Genomic DNA, 21,921 nt, shown 5'->3' with positions numbered 1-21,921 from the left:
TACAAGAAGCGGAAGGGGAAAAACGAGAGCGATGAAGGCTGAGTTGAAGCGAATTTCGGATATCGAAACGTATTGGTTGAAGCAGTTGGAGGCCGTGGAAGAAAAGACGCTGCTGACAGGAGAGGCGCCGCCCGTCGCGGCGGGGATCGGGGTCGTCGAACGCGAGTTTCTGGCGGTCGATCCCCTGCTTCGCCAAGGAGACGCGTGTGCGGCCTGGTCGGTTCTGCTGCAGCGCTATTTGCGCGCCGAAGAATTGGCTTTCGCGGTTCAACGTTCTTCCCGGGAAGGCATGACCCCGCTGCTGTTTCGAGGCGGCCGGGAAGATACCTTCCGCATGCGTACGGAAACGGCGGCCGCCCTTCTGCGCGACTCGAACGAGTTTGCACAGGAAGCTTCGGTCTTTGCGAACTGGTACGCTTCGGGCCTTGCCGAGCGGCCTTATAACACGGGAATCGGATTCGGCCCGGACGTTCAGGCCGTCCAAGCGCTTGAAGCTGCCGGCTGCGATCTGTTTGTCGTCTTCACGGGTACGGACCGTCTGCGCGTCCGTGCGGCATTCCGCGAAGACGTCTTCAGCGAAAGCTTCGTCCGCGAGATGCTGATTCACCTTCACGGACTCGTCGTGCGTATGGAACAGTCTCCGGATGCCCGGATCGGCGAAAGCGATCTGCTCGGCGAGCAGGAGCGGGAGATCCTGCTGAATCTGTGGAGCGGGGCGGCAGGAGAAGTGGAAACGTCCGATCCGATCCACCGGATGATCTCCAAGCAGGCGGCATTGTTCCCGTCCCGCGAAGCCGTCGTCTGCGAAGACGGCTCGCTCAGTTACGGAGAATTGGAGCGCCGTTCGAATGCCCTCGCAGCCGAACTGCGCCGGTCGGGTCTCGGAGACGGAGGTCTCGCGGGCATTATGGCCCGTCCGTCGATCGAGATGATCGTATCGGTGCTGGCCGTGCTGAAGACCGGTGCGGCATATCTGCCGATCGATCCCGAGTATCCGGCGGAGCGGATCCGGTTCATGCTGGAAGACAGCGGGGCAGGGCTGCTGCTGTTAACCCCGCAGCTTCGGGCGCCGGAAGACTACGCCGGGCTTACGCTGCATATCGACAGCGCCCGGGAATGGGAAGCGGCGGAAGCCGATCTAAACCCCGGTTCCGCCGAAGCGCCCGCTTACGTCATCTATACGTCGGGTTCGACCGGCACACCCAAAGGCGTAGTCGTCGAACATCGTTCGCTGATCAATCTCGCACAGTGGCATATCGATCATTTCCGCATTACGCCGGAAGACCGGACCGTCAAATATGCCGGATTCGGGTTCGATGCTTCGGTGTGGGAGATTTTCCCTTACCTGCTGCAGGGAGCATCTATCCATATGATTCCGGAAGACCTCAGACTCGACCCTGCCGGACTCAACGATCATTTCAATGAAAAAGGGATCACCGTTGCGTTCCTGCCGACCCAGCTGTGCGAGCAGTTTATGGAATACGACAACTATTCGCTGCGTGTGCTGCTGACGGGCGGCGACAAGCTCAAGACTTTCCGCCCTCGCCCCTATGAGCTGCACAACTGTTACGGTCCTACCGAGAATACGATCGTGACCACTTCCCATCTGGTGACCGAGCTGGAAGCGAATATTCCGATCGGCAAGCCGATCCGGGGTTCGCAGATTCTGATTCTCGACGATTACGGGCATCTGCAGCCGATCGGCGTTGCCGGCGAACTGTGCGTGGCCGGAGACGGATTGGCGCGCGGGTATCTGAACCGTCCGGAATTGACGAACGAAAAATTCGTTCCCCATCCTTACCGGGAAGGCGTCCGCATGTACCGGACAGGCGATCTGGCCCGCTGGAAGCGCGACGGTACGATCGAGTTCCTCGGCCGGCTCGACCATCAGGTCAAAATCCGCGGATTCCGGATCGAAATCGGCGAGATCGAGCAGCGGATTCTGGAATGCGAAGGCGTGAGAACCTGCATCGTTGTTCCTCTGCAGGACGCGGCCGGCGATGCGTATCTGTGCGCCTACGTCGAGTCGGGCAGCGGCGGACCTGCCGAATGGAGCGCTGCGCTTGCGCGCACCCTGCCCGACTATATGGTGCCGGCCCGCTTCGTCGCGATGGAGAAACTGCCGGTCAATGCAAACGGCAAGATCGATCGCCGCGCGCTGCCGCAGCCGGAGTCTCTGGAAGAGACGAACCGGGAAATGCCGCTGGGCGAAACGGAAGAACGGCTGCACTCGCTGTGGAGCGGTGTTCTCGGACACGACCGGTTCGGCGTTCTTGACCGCTTCTTTGATGTGGGCGGCCACTCGCTGCAGGCTGCGGTTCTGCGCGCCCGGATCGAACGCCGCTTCGGGGCGAAGCTTTCGATTCGCGAGCTGTTCGAATATACGACCGTCCGCTCCCAGGCCGAAGAAATTGCCAAGCGTACCGCAGGCGGAGCTCCCGCGCGGGAACTTTCGATCACGACCGCGCCGAAATCGCCGACCGGGCGCTACCCGGCTTATCCGGCGCAGGCCCGACTGTTCCTGATCGAGCAGATGGAAGGCGCCGGCACGGCTTACAATGCGCCTGCCCTGCTGCGGATCGAAGGACCGGTCGATGCCGGGCGTCTGGAACGTTCGCTGCTTCGGATGCTGGACAGACACGAGGCGCTGCGCACTTCGTTTGAACTGTTGGGCGAGCGGATCATGCAGCATGTACATGAAAAGGCCGGGCTGCGCCTGGCGGTGCGGCAGGGCCGCGAAGAAGAAATCCGGGAACGGATGGACGCTTTCGTTCGTCCGTTCGATCTGGGCCAAGCGCCGCTGATGCGCGCGGAGCTGGTCTCCTGCGGGGAAGAGCTGCATTTCATGATGCTCGATTTCCACCATATCGCGGTGGACGGCGTATCGATGCATGTCTTCTTCGAAGAATGGTCGGCCTTTTACCAAGATGATTCGGCAGAGCTCGCTCCGCCGGTGCAGTTCAAAGACTTCTCCGTCTGGTATGAACGCGAAGCCGCGGCTCCGATCCGCGACTCGCAGCTCGGTTACTGGCGCGGGCGTCTAAGCGGAGAGCTGCCGATGCTTCAGCTGCCGGCGGATCAACCGCGTCCCGAGAAACAAAGCTTCCGCGGAGCCACGCTGCATAGAGAGATCGGAGCGGGCCTGCAGTCGGATCTCAAACGGTTGGCCGACCGTACGGGAACGACGCTGTTTATGGTCATGCTGGCCGCCTACGGTACCCTGCTCGGCCGTTATGCCGGACAGGAAGATGTGATCGTCGGCGTGCCGGTTGCCAACCGGAGCCGAGAAGAGCTGCACGGCGTAATAGGCATGTTCGTCAACACGCTGCCGCTGCGTACGTATCCGGACAAAGCCAAGACTTTTGCGGATTATCTGGGAGAAGTCAAAGCCGAGCTGCTCGGCGCGTTCGATCATCAGGAGTATGAGCTGGGCGAGCTGGTCAACGAACTTAACGTGCCGCGAATCGCCGGCCGCAGTCCGCTGTTCGATACGATGTTCGTGATGCAGAATACCGGAAGCATTACGCCAAGACCAAATTCGAAGCCGAACGGAAAGTGGTGGAAGCCCGGGAGCGTGGAATACGTACCAGTATCTACCGGCTCGGCAACGTCGTGTTCCATTCGGAGACGGGAAGATTCCAGCAAAATATCGGAGACAACGCTTTTTATACCCTGATGCAGTCGTTCGCGCGTCTTGGCCTGGTGCCGGAACTCGAACCCGATACGGACTTCTCCTATGTCGACGGAGTCAGCCGGGCGATCCTGCTGTTGATGCAGCCGGAAGCCCTGCAGAATGAAATCTTCCATCTGCTTAATCCGAACCTGGAAAGCATGCACCGCATTTTGACAAAAGAAAGACTCGGCCATTCCGTCGAGACGCTTGAATTCGCAGAATTTGTCGACGCTCTGGCCGAAAAATTCTCGTCAGGCGAGTCGCGGGCGGAGATCGACAAGATCATGCTGCATTACGGCTGGCTCGAAAGTGCACAGATCCAGACCCGCTTCGAGATCGCTTCCGATCGCACCGTTTCTTATCTGGAGCGGCTCGGATTTACCTGGAGAGCAATGGACGACACGCTGGTTGAACGGATGATCGGCTACGCGAAGCAGACCGGATTTTTGGATATCCATTCCGATGAAAATCATGAATTTTAAAGAAGATATGCAATTTTTTTCTTTAAATTCGACAAATTTTTTAGTACACTGTATAAGAAGGTCTATAATTGAATCGAGGGGGATTTTCTATGTTTAAAATTGAGTATTTTCCAGCCGAAAATCGTGTGGTATGTACGGTAGAGAGCATCACGATGGACGAAGTGGAAGCCTACCGCAAAGAGTACACCGCAACCATGACGAAAGTTAAACCGGGCTTTACCGGTCTGACCGATCTCAGCAAAGGCAAACTGTTCACGCAGGAAGTGGCGGTAGCTCTGGCTCCTACAGGAGAAGAATCTATCGCAAAAGGGCTGACCAAGTGGGCCTATTACACCGGTTCTGCCGTATCGAAAATGCAAATGAAGCGCATGTTCGGCGATATCGTCGTTTCGTTCGAAAAACTCGAAGATGCGGAAGCTTACCTGAACAGCTGATCGGAACCGGCAGCCGCGTACGGACGTATGGCGTACGCAGCGCTGCTGTTTCGATACATAGAGCGAGCCCGGCATGCCGGGCTTTTTTTGCGGACGTTCTTGGGAGTGGACGTTCGAAGCGGGACGGAGTGCCGTGCCGACTTTCAAACAACAGGTGGGAGAATCCATGAATAAAGAGACGAACAAACGCTTGATGATTATCGGGGCAGGAACCGCGGCCATATTGGAAATGCTTATTGCTTTTCTGTTTATGATGCCCGGACGAGGCTGGGGGAGCTTCGTGCCCGGATTGATTCTGGCGGGCATTGTCGGCGGCGGTGCTTTTGCAGCCGGCCTTATGCTGCTTCTGCGTGAAGCGGACCGCAGGGCGGCCGAGATTAACAAGCATTTTGCAGCATCCGATTTGGCCGACACCGGACATCAAGGCGCTTCTGCCGATCCGGCGTCCGACGAGCCGGGCCATGCTTCGCATCAAGCGATGGAACGGATGCAGAACCATCTGCTGGATATCGATCAGAACGTCGAACAGGTCAAATCGAGTGCCGAAGTCGGGCTGCTCGTCTCCGATCTGATCGCCGAGTCTGCGCGCAGCGCGGCTTCGCGTTCGGAAGAACAAACGGAGAAAATGAAAGAAATCGCCCGTACCGCGGGGGAAATGTCCGCTGCCGTACAGCAGGTTGCCGGAAGCACGGACGAAGTGGCCAGTGCGACGCTGATTACGTCGGAGCAGGCCGCTACGGGATACAAACAGCTGGTGAGCGCGATGGGAGAGGTTCGCAAAACCGACGTTTCGATCCAGACGCTGCTTCAGCAGGTCCACCGTCTTGACGAGAAGTCGGGCGAAATCGAGTATTTTGTCAGTATCATTACCGAGATCGCGTCCCAGACCCATCTGCTTGCGCTGAATGCCGCGATCGAAGCGGCGCGCGCCGGCGAGTACGGACAAGGCTTTTCCGTCATCGCTTCGGAAGTGCGCAAGCTGGCCGAACAGTCTTCGGAATCGGCCAAGCGGGTATCGACGATCAATGCCAGTATTCAGCAGGATACGGGTGAAGTCGTCGGCACTTCCTCGCAGGTTGCCCAGGATATGAAACAGGGCATCGGTTCGCTTGAAGAAGTCGGCCGGTCGTTCCAGTTTATCCAGGCTGCGGTCGACGAAGTCAATATGCAGATGCAGGACGTATCGGCTGCCGTGGAAGAAATCGCGGCCCATACCGAACAGGTGAGCGATACGATCGGCCATGCCGAAGAGATGATCGCCAGCACTTCGGAGGAAGTCGCGACTGTACGCGGCGCAGCCGAAGAACAGCTGGCCAGTATGCAGCAGCTTTCCGAGACGATCACCGGGCTGGGCGAACTGACCGGTGCGGTGAAGCAGGCGGTTGAACATTTCCGTGAGCAGCAGCCGATTCGATAAAAAAGAACAACAAAAAAAGAGCACATGTCCGTAAAAACGGGATGTGCTCTTTTTTATGGGTACGCATGCATTTATCTTCTAATGAGACAAATCGCGGGGACGTACCCGACTCGGAGTCAAACCAAGGACTTAAGCCCGGTTTCTACGACCCATCGAACGCATGATCAGGCTGACAACCGCAACGAGTACGATCGCACCGATCAATGCCGGGATAATGTAGAATCCGCCGATTTCCGGACCAAGTTTACCCAGGATTACTCCACCGAGCCAACCACCGATGAATCCGGCGATAATGTTCCCGATAATCCCGCCAGGAATATCTCTGCCCACGATGAGTCCGGCCAACCAACCGATGATGCCGCCAATAATTAACGACCAAATGATACCCATTTTGTATCGCCTCCGCTTATGTTTTTGTTTGCTCAACTACAACTTAACCTTCTAGCAAGCATTTGAATAATAAGTTGCAAATTTTATTTTTGAAACAGCTTAGCTACAATTATTTTTCAATGTATTTTCAGGGGATTTTTCATAGATAAAGACTGAATCGGACCCTAAGAAAAAACGGGTTTCCTCATTAATAGCGAGGAACCCGTCTTCTGAATTCTGGGTTATTCGGTTGTCGCGTCCGATCCGTTCAACGCGTATTTGACCAATGATCCATTCTCGGCGGCATAGAGGATTCCACCGGCGTAGGAGAACGCGTATTCCGCGTGCAGCGGGCGGTTCGATACCGCCTGCAGGATATCCAGTTTGTCCGGATCGAGTACATACAGCGTGTCGGCCATATCGATCTGGAGCTCTCCGTCGTCGGAATGTTCCAGGATCACGATTTGACCCGGTTTGTCGCTTAGCGTACATTCCGCCCGTTTGCCTTCGAGATCGAAAGCGGTCAGCTGGCGTTTGGAATACGTAACGTATCCGCTGCCCGTCGAAGCGATCACGGAATCGGCCGGAATGGTCCGTCCCCAGAGCAGTCTGCCCTGCGGAGACAAAGCAAACAGTTTGTTGACCGTACCGGCCACCGATCCGCGGAAAATGACCGTATTGTCTTTTTGTACCAGAATCGAAGGTCCGCCGCCGTCTCCAAGCAGATTGACGCTTGCCGGGAACTTGTAGCCGTATACCCGCTTGAGTTCCGGGGTATAGACTTCGATGGAAGGGCTCGGAGAACGGTCCCAAGCTGTGCCGTGTTTGACGAGGCGGCTTGCGTCGATCACGATCCGTCCGCCTTCGGCGGTGAGGACGCTGCCTGCAAGGTTCTTGGAAGCGAGCGTTTTTCCGGCGGCATCAAAACGGACGAGAGAAGTTTTGACTCCTCCCGTTTTATCCGGCCCCTGCCGGGAAGCGACCAGCAGGCTTTCGTCGCCGAGCAGGTAGACGTCGCTTCCGTAAGCGACGGACCGGGTCCAGGCCGACTTGCCGTCCGGTTTCAGCGCGTAGACCTGCTGGGTTTTGTCGGAGAAGGTTCCGGTAAAATAAACGGTTCCGTCCCCGGCATACAGAATCGAACTTGCAATCGTGTAAGGGCCGGCTTTCTCATGGAACGTACGGGACCATTTCTGGGCTCCGGTCGCGGCATCGAAGGCGGTCACGGTTTCCAGATGCCAATCGTACGAAGTCTTCGACGAATTCTTCTTGACGTTCTGTACGGTGTGGACATACACGAGCCCCCGCGATTTGACGAAACGGATCTCGTGCGCGGAAGCGGACGAGGTGTCGTAGACGGAAGCGGACGTCCAGCTTGGCCGGGGGAGAGTGCTTCCCGCCTGGGTTCCGACAGCATTTGCATAACCGGGGGCGCTGAGCAGCACGGCGGCACTCAGTACGAAGGCGCCCCATTTCTCGGTTGATTTCATAAACGGGTTTCCATTCCTTTCTATAACCTAACGCACGGTGTGAATTGGCTATGCTGATTATACACGCTGCTTTGAGTGTTTACCAGAAGTTTACGTTTCAAAAGATCAAGCCGCGGGTATTTTTACAAACTGATCCCATAGACCGGGCTTTTTTTGATTTTGGACAGTCGATAGGCTTGTTTTACACTTGTATATAGCTTTTTTTACAAAAAAAGATAGGTTTACAGCGGTATAGTCACAGGGACACAGAAGCTGCGGCTTCAGTTACGTTTTGCCCGTAAACCGTGGACCTTTATCCCTGAAAAGCTCAAAATAGGTTTATTTTTGAGTACCCCGGGTTATATAGTCGTTAATGAAGAAGCGAGCGACCGATAATCGGCAGGACAGGAAGGGGAATGAAGAACATGAACTTGAGCGTACATAATCTAATGGCTTTCAACTCTCACTATTTCAGACCGCAGCCTGCGGTATCTCCTCAAAAAGGCATAAACGATGAGAAAGAAAAAAGCTTCCACGACATTTTGAGCGAAAAAATGGCGCGGCCCGTTTCCAAATAAGCGGCGCGCCCGTGTGCGTTAGACTGCATATTATCCTGGAAAGGAGGCGGAGTGGTTGGAGTTCAATTACACGACCGCCGTTTTGGCGCTTATCGTATTTTCGCTGATGCTGATGGTGATCCGTCTGCGCTTCGATGTACGCCAGCTGCGGGAAGAAATCGACCGGATCGCGGCGGGACCGAGGTTTCACCGGTCTCCGGCTTCGGGGATGACGGATTCGGAGCCCCACGCTCCCCGCGGTGCAGCCGGAGGCGAAGAGAAGCTGCGCGAACTTGTGGCCCGTGGAAGAAAGATCGAGGCAATCAAGGAAGCGCGCGAAATGTACAATATGTCGCTCAAAGACGCCAAGGACTATGTGGAATCCCTCTAGCTTTACAGCTAGCTGCAAGTCACCTATTTAAAAAAGCGCTTTTCGATCACGAGACCTTCTTTCCGGAGAAAGAACGTTTCGCGCCGAAAAGCGCTTTTTGACGTTTGCGGATCCAAAAGGTATCGGGAGATCAATTTTCTTCGGGTCCCGGAGGTTCGGCGCGATCGTTCCGGCGTTCCTCCGCTCCGAAAGAGACAGAAGGACCGGAGAGTCCGGCATCGGCCAATTCGTCCTGGATACTGCCGTTCCACAGCGGTACGCCGCTTCGGTAGGCCGCACGGCCGTTCAAATGTCCCGCGAGCGGCGCCGTGATAAAAAAGAACACGATACCGAGCAGAATGTTCATACTGGCCGTCTGCATGGCGGAAGCGAAATACAGAAATACGCCGCTCAGCACGCACAGAACGCCCAGCGTGGAGCTTTTGGTGGCCGCGTGCGAGCGCAGATACACATCGGGCAGCCGGATCAGACCGAAAGCGCTCAATACGCTGAGCAGCGCGCCGCACAGGATCAGCAGCACGGCGATCCATTCAATCACCGGTTGAATCGTCTGGAGCATCGAGGACCTTCCCCCTTTCCATATAACGGGCGAGCGCCACGGTGCCGAGAAAAGCGAGAATGCCGATCAGCAGCACCAGTTCGAAATAGGCGGTGGACTGCGTATAGGCACCGGCAACGGCGACTTCGGCGGCTACATTGACCCCGATCGTGTCGAGCGCCGCGATCCGGTCGGCAATCGAAGGGCCTTTGAGCACCCGGTACAGGCAGCCTGCAATCGCAAGCGCCAACAGAATCATCGAGAGCAGCAGTACGGTTTGCATCAGCTTCGGGTCACCTCCATGATCGCTTTTTCGAACGTTTCGCGGATATGCTTCTCTACGCCGTGGGCTTCCTGGATATGCATGGCGTGAATATACAGCGTCTTCTCGTCGGGACTGACTTCGAGCAGCAGCGTCCCCGGAGTCAGATTGAGCAGCCCGCACAGCAGGGTCACTTCCCAGCCGGAATTCAATTCCGTTTCATAAGCGAATATGCCCGGGGTAAACGTGAGCTTGGGCTTGATAATCTGGCCGATCACCGAGAACGAAGACACGACCAGTTCTTTTAGCAGCAAGGCAAACAGTTTGACACAGGCCCAAACTTTTCTCGGATAAAAAGGTTTGGGGAAAAATCGCCGCATCAGCGTCATCAGCAGCAGGCCGATCAGCAGACCGACCAGAGACCCGGATACGGTCAAATCCCGCATAAGCAGCATCCATACAAAAGCGATCACGAGATTGAGCAGCAGTTGAAAAGCCAAGGGCATCTACTCCTTAAATACGGCTTGAATATAGATCGTCGGATCGATCAATACACTCGAAGCAGTCTCGACATAGGGCATGAACGCTTCGGCGAACACGCCGAGCAGCACGATAATCAGCATCAGCGGAGCGGAACTGAGCAGGAGCTTGGGCGTCTGCTTCCACTTCGATTCGCGCAGTCGGCGGGGCTTGCCCCAGAAAGCGAGGATGAAAATCTTGATCAGCGAGTACAGCAGCATCAAGGTCAGCAGAACGCCTGCCGCCGCAATCAGATACTGCCCGCTCTCGAGACTGCCCTGAATAATCAGCAGTTTGCCGGGGAATCCGCTCAGCGGCGGGATCCCGACGACGGCCAGCGAGGCGATCAGGAACATCCAGCCGAGCAGCGGAGAATGGGTCAGTACGCCTCCCATCCGGTTGATGCGCTCCGTCCCTGTTTCGGCGACAAGAATTCCGGCGAGCAGGAACAGCAGGGCTTTGACGATCATGTCATGAACCAGATAGAAGACGGCGCCCGTCAAAGCATCTTCGTTGGACACGGCGAGCGCGAGCGAGATAAAGCCGATACTGGCAATCACGTTATAACCCAGAATCCGGTTGACGTTCGTCTGCGAAACGGCGCCGAATCCGCCGAGCACAATAGTGGCAATAGCCATGGTGCCGATCAGCATATGCGTCACTTCGGCTTGGTGGTAGAAGATCAGCGTAAAGGTCCGGATAAGGGCGTACATGCCGACTTTGGTCAGCAGAGCCCCGAACAGGGCCGAGATTGCGGCCGGAGGCGCGCCGTAAGAACCGGGCAGCCAGAAGAACAGGAACAGTCCCGCTTTGACACTGAACACGACGAGCAGCAGGGCGGAGACCGCCGTAATCGGTCCGCTCTGGCCGCTCTCGGCAATCCGCATAGACAAATGCGCCAGATTTAGCGTGCCGGTCGCCCCGTAGAGATAGGCGATCGAAGCGACGAACAGCGTCGAGGACAGCACGTTGATCAGAATGTAATGAAGCGTTTCCCGAAACTGCCGCTTGGTTCCTCCAAGAACGATCAGGGCATAGGAAGACATCAGCATCAGTTCGAAGCAGACGAACAGGTTGAACAAGTCGCCGGTCAGGAAAGAGCCGCTGACTCCGGCGAGCATGAAGTGGACCAGCGAGTAAAAATAATGCCGTTCCCGCTGTTCGTCGATGCCCCGGAAGGAATACAGCAGGCAGCAGGAGCTGACGATCGAAGCGGCCAGCACCAGCAGAACGGCGAACATATCGGCAACGAGCACGATGCCGTACGGCGGGGCCCAGCCGCTCATGTTGAGCGTCTGGATCCCGTTATGCTGGACTTGATACAGCAGAAACACGGCTGCACAAACGTTCAGCAGAGCGCTTATCAGGCTGATCCAGCGCTGAAGCTTCAGCTTGTTGTGCAGGAAGATCAAGATAACCGCCGTAAACAGCGGAATCAGCATGGGCGCGACTACCCAGTTGTTCATTGGCTGCGCCCCCTATGTCTGGAAGATTCACTTCGCATCCGTTCCATATCCGTCGTATCGAGTTTCTGATAAGCCCGGTAAGACAAGACAAGGAAGAAAGCGGTAATGCCGAAGTTGATGACGATCGACGTCAGGATCAACGCCTGCGGCAGCGGGTCGACGATGTCTTCGGCTCCCCGGCCCAGCAGCGGAGCCGAACCGGTCTTCAGCATCGCCATCGTCATCAGCAGCAGATGCACGGCATGTGTCAGCAGCGAGGTGCCCAGCACGATCCGCAGCAGATCCTGCGTCAAGATAAGATAGATGCCGACAGCGAACAGAATGCCTACGATGACGGCTACAATGACTTCCATCAGCGGTCCTCTCCGATCGTCAGCAGAATCGTCATGGTAACTCCCACGACTGCCAGGTAAACGCCCAGGTCGAAGATCAGGGCGGTATGCAGCTCGGTATCGCCGAGCAGCGGAAGATCGAAATGGCCGAAAGCGTGCTTCAGAAACGGCTGCCCGAACAAGAGGGCGCCCGTTCCCGTACCCAGCGCAATCAGCAGTCCGATCGCGGTGATAAGTTTAAAGTCGAACGGCACGACTTTGCGCACCGTTTCGATATCATAGGCGAGGGCCAGCAGAAGCAGGGCTCCGGCGCTCATCAGCCCGGCGATAAATCCGCCGCCGGGGCTGCTGTGGCCGGTGAAAAACAGGTACAAAGCGAAGGCGAGTACCAGGAAGACCACGATTTTGGATACGTTTTGCAGGAAAATATCACTGCCTTTAGGCATCCGAATCTCCTCCTTTCGTGCGGGGAATTTCGGTTTCGGGCGAAACGGAGTCCCGGTCGTCCGGTTCTCCGAGTTCGGACAACTTGCCTCCCTCGGATTCGGAAGTTTCCGTTTCGAGAGGTTCGAGCTGTTCATTTTCCGCGCTTCCCCGTTCATCGGGAGCTTCTTCGATCGGGCCGTCATGTCCGTATTGGGCATTCCGGAACGCCGCGGCGTCTTCTTCCGATTCGTCACCGTCGTGCGAAACATGGCGGGAACCGACATCGGTCGCTTTTCTGCGCAGCTTGATCATGTTGTAAATGCCAATCGAAGCGACGGCAAGCACCATGATTTCCAGCATCGTATCGAAGCCCCGGAAATCGACCAGAATTACATTGACGATGTTTTTTCCGCCGGCCGATTCATAGCTTTCTCGAACGTAATAATCCGAGATCGGATCAAACGGATTGGTGCCCAGTACGGCAAGCGCAACGAGTGTCATCAGCACGCCTACCGCAATGGCCACCAGGAAATTAGGCAGACGGAAGCGGACGGCCCGCTGCTCGGTCCGCAGCTTCGGCAGATGATAGAAGCAGAGCAGATACAGCGTGACGGAGATCGATTCGACGACCATCTGCGTCAGCGCAAGATCCGGCGCCCGCAGGAAGACGAACATCAGCGTCATCATATAACCGACCGTACCCGTCAGAATGATCGCGACAGGGCGGGATTTCGCAAACGGAACGGCGATGCCGCCGGCAGCGAGTCCCAGCAGAATAACCCACTCATAGGGAGCGATTTGCGCATAGGCGCCGACGCGGAACGTGACGTCCGTCGAATTGAACAGAATAAAACCGAGCACGAGCATCATGAAGCCCAGAATGTATTTGACGTAACTGCGCGACGATCCGTTCATATAGAACGCGGTTACCCAGACGGTAATCCGTTCGAAGAACCGAAGGCTGGCATCGTAGAAACGGTTGATCGACAGTCTGCGCGGGAAAAAGGTATACAGTTTGGTCCAGCGCCGCGCGCTCCAGGCCAAAAGGGCCCCGAAGGCAACGATGCCGATCGTCATCCACAGCGCAGGCGTCCAGCCGTGCCAGAATTTGATCTCGACCGGGATTCTTCCGCCGTCCGCCGTGGCGATCGGCATCATGGCTTCCGCCGCGGGCTGGATCAGCGAATAAGCGACCAGACCGGGAAACAACCCCAGAACAAGAGCCAACGCGGCAAGCAGTGCCGGAGGAATCGTCATGAGTGCCGGCGCATCGTGGACCTTTAGACCGTGCATCGCTTTCTTGCGCGGGCCCAGGAAGGTTCGGGTAACAAATAACGCGGAATAGATGAAGGTGAAGACGCTGGCGATCCAGGCAACGACCGGAAACAAGGCGGCCCAGGTGTGCAGATCGAACACGCCCGCATGCAGCGTCTCGACAACGGCTTCAAGAAACATTTCCTTGCTGAGAAAACCGCCGAACGGAGGCAGACCCGCCATTGAGAAAGCGCCGAACAGCGAGATGGTAAAGGCGATCGGCATAACCTGGGCCAGACCGCCGAGTTTGCGGATATCGCGTGTGCCGGTTTCATGATCGACGATGCCGGCGACCATAAACAAAGCGCCTTTGAATACGGCGTGATTCAGCAGATGGAACAAGGCGGCCGTCCCGGCGGCGGCATACAGCAGCTGTTCTTCGCCGTCGAAGATGCCCGACAGCGAAGACAGACCGAGCAGGCACATGATCAGGCCTAACTGACTGATCGTCGAATAGGCAAGAATGCCTTTGAGATCGGTTTGTTTGACCGCCGCAACCGATCCGTACAGCAGGGTGGCGAGACCTCCGAGCGACACCAGCCAGAACCATTCCGGCGTGCCGGAAAAGACGGGGCTGAGCCGGGCGACCAGGTAAAGGCCCGCTTTGACCATGGTAGCCGAATGCAGATAAGCGCTGACCGGGGTCGGAGCTTCCATCGCGTCGGGCAGCCAGATATGGAACGGATACTGGGCCGATTTCGTGAACGCGCCGACAAGAATCAGAATCATGGCCGGCAGGAACAGCGGATGCGAAGCCAGCGGGGCGCCGACTTCGAACAGTTCGCGAATCCGGTATGTGCCGCTCATCACATAGAGCAGCACGAATCCGCTGAGCAGTCCCAGTCCGCCCGTCATCGTAATCAGCAGCGATTTGAGCGCGCCGTAGCGTGCCCGGTAATTTTCATGCCTGTAACCGATCAGCAGGAACGAGGTGATGCTGGTGAGTTCCCAGAATCCGTAAAGGGTCAGTAGATTGTCGGACAATACGAGGCCGAGCATGGCACCCATAAAGGTCAGAAGACAGACATAAAACGAGGTCAGCGATTCTTTGGAAGAATCCATATAGGCGACGGAGTAGACGGCGACCAAAGCACCCATTCCGGTAATCATGAGGGCGAACAGCAGAGACAATCCGTCCAGATACAAGGTGAACGAAATGCCGAGAGACGGGATCCAGGCAAAAGATTCGGTAATCGGTAAACCGGCGCGTACCTCGGGCAAATAGCCGAGCAAAGCCGCGAACAACAGCGCTGAGAGGGCCGCGGCAAACCATCCTGTGTGCAGACGGGGGACCGCTTTCCCAAGCAGCGGGATCAAAGCGGCAAGCAGGAACGGCGACAGCGTCAAGAGATGGAGTAGGGACAAACGGCTTCTCCTTTCCGCTTTATGAATTTTGGGCTTGGCAGCTTACAACCAAGCTTTACTTTTTACTATTACCCGAGTTTTGGTAAGATAAAGCTGACAAATCGGTTTTTTATACGAAAAAGGGACTTCCGCCGACCTGCTTACACAGCAGAATACGAGCATTGCCAACGAACGGAAAAGCCTTTTCGGGACGGAAAACAAACAGGTTCGGGACCATGTGGTCCCGAACCTGTTTGTTGGCAATCGATTCTGCTTTTCTTGTGGTAGAAGCAGCCGGCTTTATTTCTCGGGTACGCTGACCTGTGCGGAACCGTAGGTTTCGAACCAGCCTTTGATCGTATCGAAATCTTCCGAGAACGAGAGCGAGAGCAGCAGCATGAGCCGCGCGTGAGCCGCGTTCAGGTTATCGCCGGCAATGATATTTTCGCCGCCGGAATAGCTGCTGCCCGAGCCCGTGCGGGTCGTGGATACGAAGATCGTATCGTGATCCTTGATGGCCGCTGTACGTTCGGCGCCCATCGCCCGGGAAATGCCGCCCGCTCCGGTTCCTGCCGTTACGATGCCGTCCGCTCCGTTGGCGACAAAGGCCGCGATGGCACCTGCGCCCGCATCCTGGTATGAGTAGGCAATTTCGACTTTGGCAAGATTGGGCTTGGCGATCTTCGACAGATCGAACGGCGTGTTCCAATCCGCTGCGCCCAGCAGAGCGCGGGACGGTGCCCGGTAGATACGAACGCCGGCTTCGTCGATATAACCGAGAGCGCCCAATTCGGGAGTGACGAACGTATCGGTGCGGTAGGCATTGGATTTGGTGACTTCGCGTGCGGCGTGGAATTCGTCGTTCAGCATCAGTACCGTGCCGAAATATTTGGTCTTGCCGCTTGCCGCCAGCTTGATGGCGTTATACAGGTTCGCCTGCGCGTCGCTGCCGATTACGGTCCAGGGACGCATCGATCCGGTGACCACGACCGGCTTCGAACTGCGCACGGTCAGATCGAGGAAATAGGCGATCTCTTCCATGGTGTCCGTACCGCTGGTCACGACTACCGCGTCCTGCGTCTTCAGCGCTTGATCGACACGCAGAGACAAATCGTACAGGTCGGCGATGCTGTAGGCACTGGAGCCCGAATTGCCGAACTGGTATGTACTGACCTGCGCGATTTTCTCTTTGTTGGGAAGTTCGGCCACCATGTCCGCGATCAGCAGCGTGCCGGCCCGATAATTGGCGAAGCTTGTGGCATCTGCGGATTGGCCGGCAATCGTGCCGCCCGTGGCGATGACTTCGACTTTGGGCAGGGCTTTGGCGGTCGGCGCGGCAGCTGCTCCCGCCGGAGCCGGTGTGCTGGAGATGACCGTGCCCGTCACTTCCGCCGCGGAGGCGCCGGGAAGGCGAACGATCGGCGCTGCGGCTGCAGCGGTAACACCAAGGGCAAGAACGGCTTTCATAACCTTCATGGACATCGTGGACATCGTGGACATAGAACTCCTCCTCGTGGGCGTATGGTGGGAAGGAAGAAAAGATGACCCAACTTGCTTCCCGATGTCTATAAATATAAGTTCATGTAATGTTATTTAACAAAGTCGATATTTGGCGAATAAAACGCTTTATTCGACTTCATTCGTTTATTATCGTCTTTTAACTCGCTTTAACAGAGTGAATTATTTAATTTCAGTTTATTTTTATTCAGTAAAACCGATAAAAAACCTTTATGAATGTCAGATAATATGACTCAATACGAAAATAGTCGCAATAAGTTAAAACAATCAAACTCGTATATGAATAATTATTCAATCTTAAGTATAAATATCCAATATAAACAGAGCGGCTCATTTATTCCCGCAGGTCCAATGTCCAGCTTTCGACTTCAAAACTCATGCCGTAATAAGAAACAGTCGGGCGGTCGGTCTGCTTGAAGCCCCGTTTGGCCAGCATCCCCTGCAGGCGGCGTTGATCCCGAATCGTCCAGATCAATATCTGTTTGCTGGGCGTCCCTCTGGCAAAGCGCATTGCTTGATCCAGCAGGCTGCTTCCGATGCTGAGCCCTCTTCGCTTGGGTTCGACCATAAGCAGTTTGATATGAAGCCGGTCTGGATCCAACTGTTCCAGCACGATCGAACCGGCGCTTTCCCCGTTCATTTCCGCGATCCAGCAGTGCGCAGGCCGTGAACCGGTAATTTCGAACAGAAGAGCGGTCGTATCGGTCAAAGCTTGGCGGAATTCGTCTGCCGAACCGAAGGTTTGTTCGAACAGCGCTTCATATCCGTGTGCAATCCGTTCCGCGTCGGACGATTCGGCTTCCCGCAAAAAGTAGCGGCTGTCCGCGATGCGGCTCCCGCGCGAGTCGTTGATCTCGTTGATGGTCTGGATCGCGTCCATCAATCGGGACTGATCGCATTCAGTCAGTCCGGCCAGATACTCGGCAATATCGTCGTCGACTCTGCGGTTCAGCAGCCCGGCAATCCGTTTACCGCCAGGGGTGAGCTTCAGCACGCGTCTTCGTCCGTCCCTCTTGCTGCGCGGACGTTCAATGACGCCTCCCGTTTCCAGCCTGCCGAGCAGGCGGCTCAGATAACCGGGATCCAGCCCCAGGTCACGGCTCAAGTCCGTGGCGGTCAATGAGGTTCGGCGCGAAATTTCCAGAATGATCCGCGACTCCGTCAGCGAGTAGGAACTGTGCAGCAGGCGTTCCCGCAGCACGCCGGCCTGCATGATGTCGCTGTAGTTGAAATCGCGAATCGTCCGGATTCTTTTTTTCCAGATCAAAGGTTCCGGCATCGTGCACTTCCTTTCCCGGCTTCGCAAAACCGGTTGTTGAGAGTTGGAGTATCAGGAAGAAGGCGAAAGGCTCTTTTCGATTATACCAAGAAAGAGAGCCAGGAATGAAGTTTGGGGGTATCCGAAAATTTGAGACTGGGTATCAAAGTTTCGAATTAACGGCTATCCGAAACTTTGAGACTGGGTCTTAAATTTCCGGATTAGTACTTATCCGAAAATTTGAGACTCTAATCCAAAATATGGAGCCTTACCGGAACGAAGAAGGGGAGCTATAATAAATTTAGAGATGTAAGCGATTGCAAATACAGGAACCGCAGGGTTGAAAGGGGCGGAAAGATGGAGAGAAAAATAGCGGCGGGCGCTTCGGAGCTGCCGTCCGACCGGGAAGGAAGATCGCGCAGATGGTGGAGAAGATTGCTGCAGCAGCGGCATCTGCAGACGATGGCACTGCTTGGCGTCGCCTGGATGTTCATCTTCAATTATATTCCCATGTACGGCATCATCATTGCGTTCAAGGAATACAACATCGTCGACAGCATTGCCAATTCGCCTTGGGTCGGACTGGATCATTTCAGGGAATTTTTGCAGGACGACGAACTTGGCGGAGTGATCCGCAACACGCTGGGAATCAGCTTCATCAAGCTGTTGATCGGTTTTCCGCTGCCGATCGTGTTCGCTTTGTTTCTGAATGAACTTCGTTCGGTCCGCTTCAAGAAAACGGTACAGACGATTTCGTATCTGCCGCACTTTCTGTCCTGGGTCATTCTCGGAGGCATACTCGCAACCTGGCTTGCGGATGTCGGCATCATCAACAATATACTGATGGCCCTCGGGCTGATCAGCGAACCGATCTCGTATCTGGCGGAACCGAAATACTTCTGGGGGATCGTCATCACCTCGGATATCTGGAAAGAGCTCGGCTGGTCGGCGATCATTTACCTGGCGGCCATGGCGAGCGTATCGCCGGAGCAGTACGAAGCGGCGACCATGGACGGAGCCGGACGGTTCCAGAAAATGTTCTACGTCACGCTGCCGAATATTCGCCCAACGATCGCGATTCTGTTCATTCTGGCGGTCAGCGGTGTCCTGAACTCCAACTTCGACCAGATTCTCGTGCTGCGCAACTCCCTGAACGAGAGCGCCAGCAACGTGATCGATATTTATGTCTACCAAACAGGGATTCAGCAGGGACGCTTCTCCTATTCGACGGCGGTCGGCCTGCTCAAATCGGTTATCGCGCTGGTTCTGCTGCTGGTTGCCAACGGCGTAACCAAGAAACTGAACAATACTTCGCTTTTCTAGCCAAATGGAAGGAGGAACCTGTGCATGTTGATGTTAAAACGCAAAACGAGAGGCGAAGCGATATTCGATTTTGTGAATGCTTTGGGCATGGCGCTCATCTGCTTCGTTACGATCTACCCGATCTGGTACGTACTGGTCAATTCGTTCAACGACGGTACGGACGCGATGCGCGGCGGCATCTACTGGTGGCCGAGACAGTTCAGTCTGGATAATTTCGCCGCCGTTTTTCGCAGTGAAGGCATTATGATGGCGATGGGCGTGACGGTCGCGAAGACGCTGGTCGGCACGGTCGCCCACGTTTTTTTCACCGCGATGGTCGCGTACGCCTTCTCCCGCAGAGGGCTGATCGGCGGCAAGATTTATATCCTGATCGGCACGGTGACGCTGTTCTTCGGAGGCGGGCTCATTCCGACCTACCTGCTGATCCGGGATCTGCATCTGCTCGATAATTTCCTGGTCTATATCATTCCCGTACTGTTCAGTTTCTTCGACCTCATCATCTTCATGACGTTCTTCCGGGAAATTCCCGAAGGACTCGAGGAGGCGGCGAGAATCGACGGAGCGAACGACTGGTCGATCTTCCTGCGAATCGTGCTGCCGGTCTCGATGCCGGTACTTGCGACGATCGCGCTGTTCCACGGCGTTTATCAATGGAACGATTATTTTACCGGCATGATCTATATCAACAATACGGATTTGCAGCCGATCCAGACGTATCTGTACCGGGTCGTGGCGGAATCCAGTTCGAATCAGATGATGGCGGCGGTACCGGGAGGCGTCACGCGTTCCGTCACTTCGCAGTCGATCAAGCTGGCGACGATGGTCGTCACCACCGCGCCGATCGTATTCGTTTATCCGTTCCTGCAGAAATATTTTGTCAAAGGCATGATGATCGGCTCGATCAAAGGCTGAGGCCTGCGGCCGAAAGGTTTGGACGGTCCGCCTCGGTTTACCGGCAGAGGTTTCACGTATCATTTGACATACAGCCGCCATAAGGCGCAGGGCAGCAGGGGTACATCGTTCTTCCATCACACAGAAAAGGGGTACACACATGAAAAAAAGAGGGAAAAAGTTCTCGATCCTGCTCGCGGCGATGCTGATGATCTTCAGCACAGCCTGCTCGTCCGGAGGAAGCAGCAAAGAAGCGGAGAAAAAAGAAGAAGCCGCCCAGGCCGCGGTCGATCCGAGCCAGCCGGCCTGGAAAAACGATACGTCGCCGATCACGTTCGATTGGTACATCAACTTCGCCTGGTACACGGGGACGGACTGGGGCAAAGACCTGACCAGCCAATATGTGACCAAAAAAACCGGAGCCAACATCAACTTTATCGTTCCGGCCGGCAACGAAGCCGAGAAGATGAACACCATGATCGCTTCCGGCAAGCTGCCCGACTTCGTCACGATCGCCTGGAGCGACGACGCGGTCAAAAAAATGATCGAAGGCAAGCTGGTACTGCCGCTGAACGAACTGGCGGACAAGTACGATCCGTTTTTCGTCTCGAACGTGGCCGATCCGGCCAAACTGTCCTGGTACACCCAGGAAGACGGCAATGTGTACGGGTATCCGAACGCTTCGTCTTCGCCGGCCGACTTTGAGAAATACGGCGAGAACTATGTGTCCAACCAGGTCTTCGTCGTTCGCAAAGACATGTACGAAGCGATCGGCAAACCGGACATGAGCACGCCGGAAGGCTTTCTGGCCGGACTCCAGGCTGCCAAAGAAAAGTTCCCGGACGTCAACGGGCAGCCGATGATCCCGATCGGTCTGCACGAGTTCACCGACAACGGCAACTATTCGCTCGAAGGTTATCTGCAGAACTTCCTGGCGATTCCGCAGCAAAAAGACGGCAAGCTGTATGACCGCCAGACCGACCCGGAATATGTGCGCTGGCTCAAGACATTCCGTCAGGCGAACGAGAACGGACTGCTTGCCAAAGACATTTTCATCGACAAACGGGCTCAAATGGAAGAAAAAATCGCGCAGGGCCGCTACTTCGCCATGATGTATCAGCGCAGCGATTTTACGAATCCGCAGAACGCGCTGTTTGCAAATGATCCGAACTCCGTGTACATGGCGGTAGAAGGTCCTTCGAACGCGGCTTCCGACGAACCGACGCTGTCGGGTCCCGGCATCTCCGGTTGGACGCTGACCCTGATCTCCAAAGACGTCAAAGATAAAGCGCGCGCAATCTCCTTCCTGGAATACCTGACAAGCGAAGAAGGCCAGCGCGACTTGTATATGGGCGAAGAAGGCGTATCGTACGAAATGGAAGGCGACAAGCCGGTATTCAAACCGGAAGTGCTGAAAATGCTCAATACCGACCGTGCGGCATTCGATACGAAATACGGAGCTTCGCACAAATACTGGATGATGATGGACACCAACGTAACTGACCAGTGGGCACCGGCGCCGGTCGAGCCTTTCAAACAGATGATGGACTGGACGCGCGGCAAGACGGTCAGCGCTTCCGAATTCGATCAGATCAACCCGACGGGCAACTCCAAGGAAGGCATCGCCAATACGAAACTTGGACAGCTGTGGGGCAAGACCCTGCCTAAGCTGCTGCTCGCTTCTTCCGAAGCGGAGTTCGACCAGCTGTGGAACGATTATCAGGAAAAACGCAAATCGACGGGACTTGCGGAAGTTCAAGCGTACCAACAAACGGAATACGAGAAAAATATCAAGAAGCTGGGCGGAACCCAGTAACCGGTATTCGCCTCAATAAGGCCGCGACTGATCGCAGCCGCAGCAGTTCAAACGGTCCCAAGCCCCGGAGCAAGATCCCGGGGCTTGAGGTCCGTTTTGCGGGTTTGGGTCTTGTCGCTGGC

19 protein-coding genes are annotated in these 21,921 nt (G+C 55.7%); 8 read left to right on the top strand and 11 right to left on the bottom strand.

Going from position 1 to position 21,921, the window contains the following annotated elements:
• Window positions 1–31 precede the first annotated feature (31 nt).
• The 4 genes from HRQ60_RS08230 (at window position 32) to HRQ60_RS08215 (ending at window position 6,006) form a co-directional block, all read left to right on the top strand.
• Window positions 32–3,676: a non-ribosomal peptide synthetase gene (locus HRQ60_RS08230; RefSeq protein WP_172195242.1), complete on the top strand. Its 3,645-nt coding sequence runs from the start codon at window positions 32–34 to the stop codon at window positions 3,674–3,676.
• On the top strand, window positions 3,559–4,155 hold the full coding sequence (locus HRQ60_RS08225; protein ID WP_343044646.1) for an SDR family oxidoreductase: 597 nt from the start codon (window positions 3,559–3,561) through the stop codon (window positions 4,153–4,155). The genes HRQ60_RS08230 and HRQ60_RS08225 overlap by 118 nt, the downstream gene beginning before the upstream one ends.
• Window positions 4,156–4,244: 89 nt before the next feature.
• Window positions 4,245–4,589: a hypothetical protein gene (locus HRQ60_RS08220; protein WP_172195238.1), complete on the top strand. Its 345-nt coding sequence runs from the start codon at window positions 4,245–4,247 to the stop codon at window positions 4,587–4,589.
• Between the two features lie 166 nt (window positions 4,590–4,755).
• Window positions 4,756–6,006 carry a methyl-accepting chemotaxis protein gene (locus HRQ60_RS08215; RefSeq protein WP_172195236.1) on the top strand — a complete coding sequence of 417 codons (1,251 nt, stop codon included), beginning with the start codon at window positions 4,756–4,758 and terminating at the stop codon, window positions 6,004–6,006.
• A gap of 129 nt (window positions 6,007–6,135) precedes the next feature.
• Here the strand turns inward: HRQ60_RS08215 and HRQ60_RS08210 are convergent, their stop codons facing one another.
• Both HRQ60_RS08210 and HRQ60_RS08205 read right to left on the bottom strand, forming a co-directional pair.
• Window positions 6,136–6,396 (bottom strand): GlsB/YeaQ/YmgE family stress response membrane protein, encoded by a 261-nt coding sequence (locus tag HRQ60_RS08210; protein ID WP_172195234.1) that lies wholly within the window; start codon window positions 6,394–6,396, stop codon window positions 6,136–6,138.
• 221 nt (window positions 6,397–6,617) lie between these two features.
• Window positions 6,618–7,865: an outer membrane protein assembly factor BamB family protein gene (locus HRQ60_RS08205; protein WP_172195232.1), complete on the bottom strand. Its 1,248-nt coding sequence runs from the start codon at window positions 7,863–7,865 to the stop codon at window positions 6,618–6,620.
• Window positions 7,866–8,477: 612 nt separating this feature from the next.
• Between HRQ60_RS08205 and HRQ60_RS08200 the strand changes: the two genes are divergently transcribed.
• Window positions 8,478–8,792 (top strand): ribosomal L7/L12 family protein, encoded by a 315-nt coding sequence (locus HRQ60_RS08200; RefSeq protein ID WP_172195230.1) that lies wholly within the window; start codon window positions 8,478–8,480, stop codon window positions 8,790–8,792.
• Between the two features lie 130 nt (window positions 8,793–8,922).
• Here HRQ60_RS08200 and mnhG read toward each other — a convergent pair whose 3' ends face one another.
• The 9 genes from mnhG to HRQ60_RS08155 all read right to left on the bottom strand — a co-directional run bounded on the left by mnhG (window position 8,923) and on the right by HRQ60_RS08155 (window position 17,790).
• The gene (gene mnhG, locus HRQ60_RS08195) at window positions 8,923–9,351 is read right to left on the bottom strand and encodes a monovalent cation/H(+) antiporter subunit G (RefSeq protein WP_172195228.1); all 429 of its coding nucleotides are present in this window, start codon (window positions 9,349–9,351) and stop codon (window positions 8,923–8,925) included.
• The gene (locus HRQ60_RS08190) at window positions 9,323–9,613 is read right to left on the bottom strand and encodes a Na(+)/H(+) antiporter subunit F1 (RefSeq protein ID WP_172195226.1); all 291 of its coding nucleotides are present in this window, start codon (window positions 9,611–9,613) and stop codon (window positions 9,323–9,325) included. The genes mnhG and HRQ60_RS08190 overlap by 29 nt, the downstream gene beginning before the upstream one ends.
• Window positions 9,613–10,092, bottom strand: coding sequence for a Na+/H+ antiporter subunit E (locus HRQ60_RS08185; protein ID WP_172195224.1), 480 nt, complete (start codon window positions 10,090–10,092; stop codon window positions 9,613–9,615). The genes HRQ60_RS08190 and HRQ60_RS08185 overlap by 1 nt, the downstream gene beginning before the upstream one ends.
• 6 nt (window positions 10,093–10,098) lie before the next feature.
• Window positions 10,099–11,577 (bottom strand): Na+/H+ antiporter subunit D, encoded by a 1,479-nt coding sequence (locus tag HRQ60_RS08180; RefSeq protein WP_172195222.1) that lies wholly within the window; start codon window positions 11,575–11,577, stop codon window positions 10,099–10,101.
• A complete protein-coding gene (locus HRQ60_RS08175) occupies window positions 11,574–11,930 on the bottom strand; it encodes a Na(+)/H(+) antiporter subunit C (RefSeq protein WP_172195220.1) in 357 nt (118 codons plus the stop codon). Before HRQ60_RS08175 ends, HRQ60_RS08180 begins: the two co-directional genes overlap by 4 nt.
• Entirely contained in the window at window positions 11,930–12,361 is a 432-nt protein-coding gene (locus HRQ60_RS08170; RefSeq protein ID WP_172195415.1) for a Na(+)/H(+) antiporter subunit B, read from the bottom strand. Before HRQ60_RS08170 ends, HRQ60_RS08175 begins: the two co-directional genes overlap by 1 nt.
• Complete coding sequence (locus HRQ60_RS08165) at window positions 12,348–15,014, bottom strand: Na+/H+ antiporter subunit A (protein ID WP_172195218.1); 2,667 nt, start codon at window positions 15,012–15,014, stop codon at window positions 12,348–12,350. The genes HRQ60_RS08170 and HRQ60_RS08165 overlap by 14 nt, the downstream gene beginning before the upstream one ends.
• A gap of 279 nt (window positions 15,015–15,293) precedes the next feature.
• Window positions 15,294–16,484 (bottom strand): asparaginase, encoded by a 1,191-nt coding sequence (locus HRQ60_RS08160; RefSeq protein ID WP_172195413.1) that lies wholly within the window; start codon window positions 16,482–16,484, stop codon window positions 15,294–15,296.
• Window positions 16,485–16,845: 361 nt separating this feature from the next.
• On the bottom strand, window positions 16,846–17,790 hold the full coding sequence (locus HRQ60_RS08155) for a bifunctional helix-turn-helix transcriptional regulator/GNAT family N-acetyltransferase (RefSeq protein WP_172195215.1): 945 nt from the start codon (window positions 17,788–17,790) through the stop codon (window positions 16,846–16,848).
• Window positions 17,791–18,126: 336 nt separating this feature from the next.
• On the opposite strand from HRQ60_RS08155, the gene HRQ60_RS08150 reads away from it, so the two are divergent.
• The 3 genes from HRQ60_RS08150 to HRQ60_RS08140 all read left to right on the top strand — a co-directional run bounded on the left by HRQ60_RS08150 (window position 18,127) and on the right by HRQ60_RS08140 (window position 21,799).
• Window positions 18,127–19,092 (top strand): ABC transporter permease, encoded by a 966-nt coding sequence (locus tag HRQ60_RS08150; RefSeq protein WP_172195213.1) that lies wholly within the window; start codon window positions 18,127–18,129, stop codon window positions 19,090–19,092.
• Between the two features lie 24 nt (window positions 19,093–19,116).
• On the top strand, window positions 19,117–20,004 hold the full coding sequence (locus HRQ60_RS08145) for a carbohydrate ABC transporter permease (protein WP_172195211.1): 888 nt from the start codon (window positions 19,117–19,119) through the stop codon (window positions 20,002–20,004).
• A 139-nt stretch (window positions 20,005–20,143) separates the two neighbouring features.
• Window positions 20,144–21,799 carry an extracellular solute-binding protein gene (locus HRQ60_RS08140; RefSeq protein ID WP_172195210.1) on the top strand — a complete coding sequence of 552 codons (1,656 nt, stop codon included), beginning with the start codon at window positions 20,144–20,146 and terminating at the stop codon, window positions 21,797–21,799.
• The last annotated feature ends 122 nt before the right edge of the window (window positions 21,800–21,921 follow it).

Origin of the sequence: Saccharibacillus qingshengii (genome assembly GCF_013185195.1) — a bacterium.
Lineage (GTDB): Bacteria > Bacillota > Bacilli > Paenibacillales > Paenibacillaceae > Saccharibacillus > Saccharibacillus qingshengii.
The sequence above is the reverse complement of the archived record's forward strand: the minus strand, read 5'-3'. Positions and strand labels throughout refer to the sequence as shown.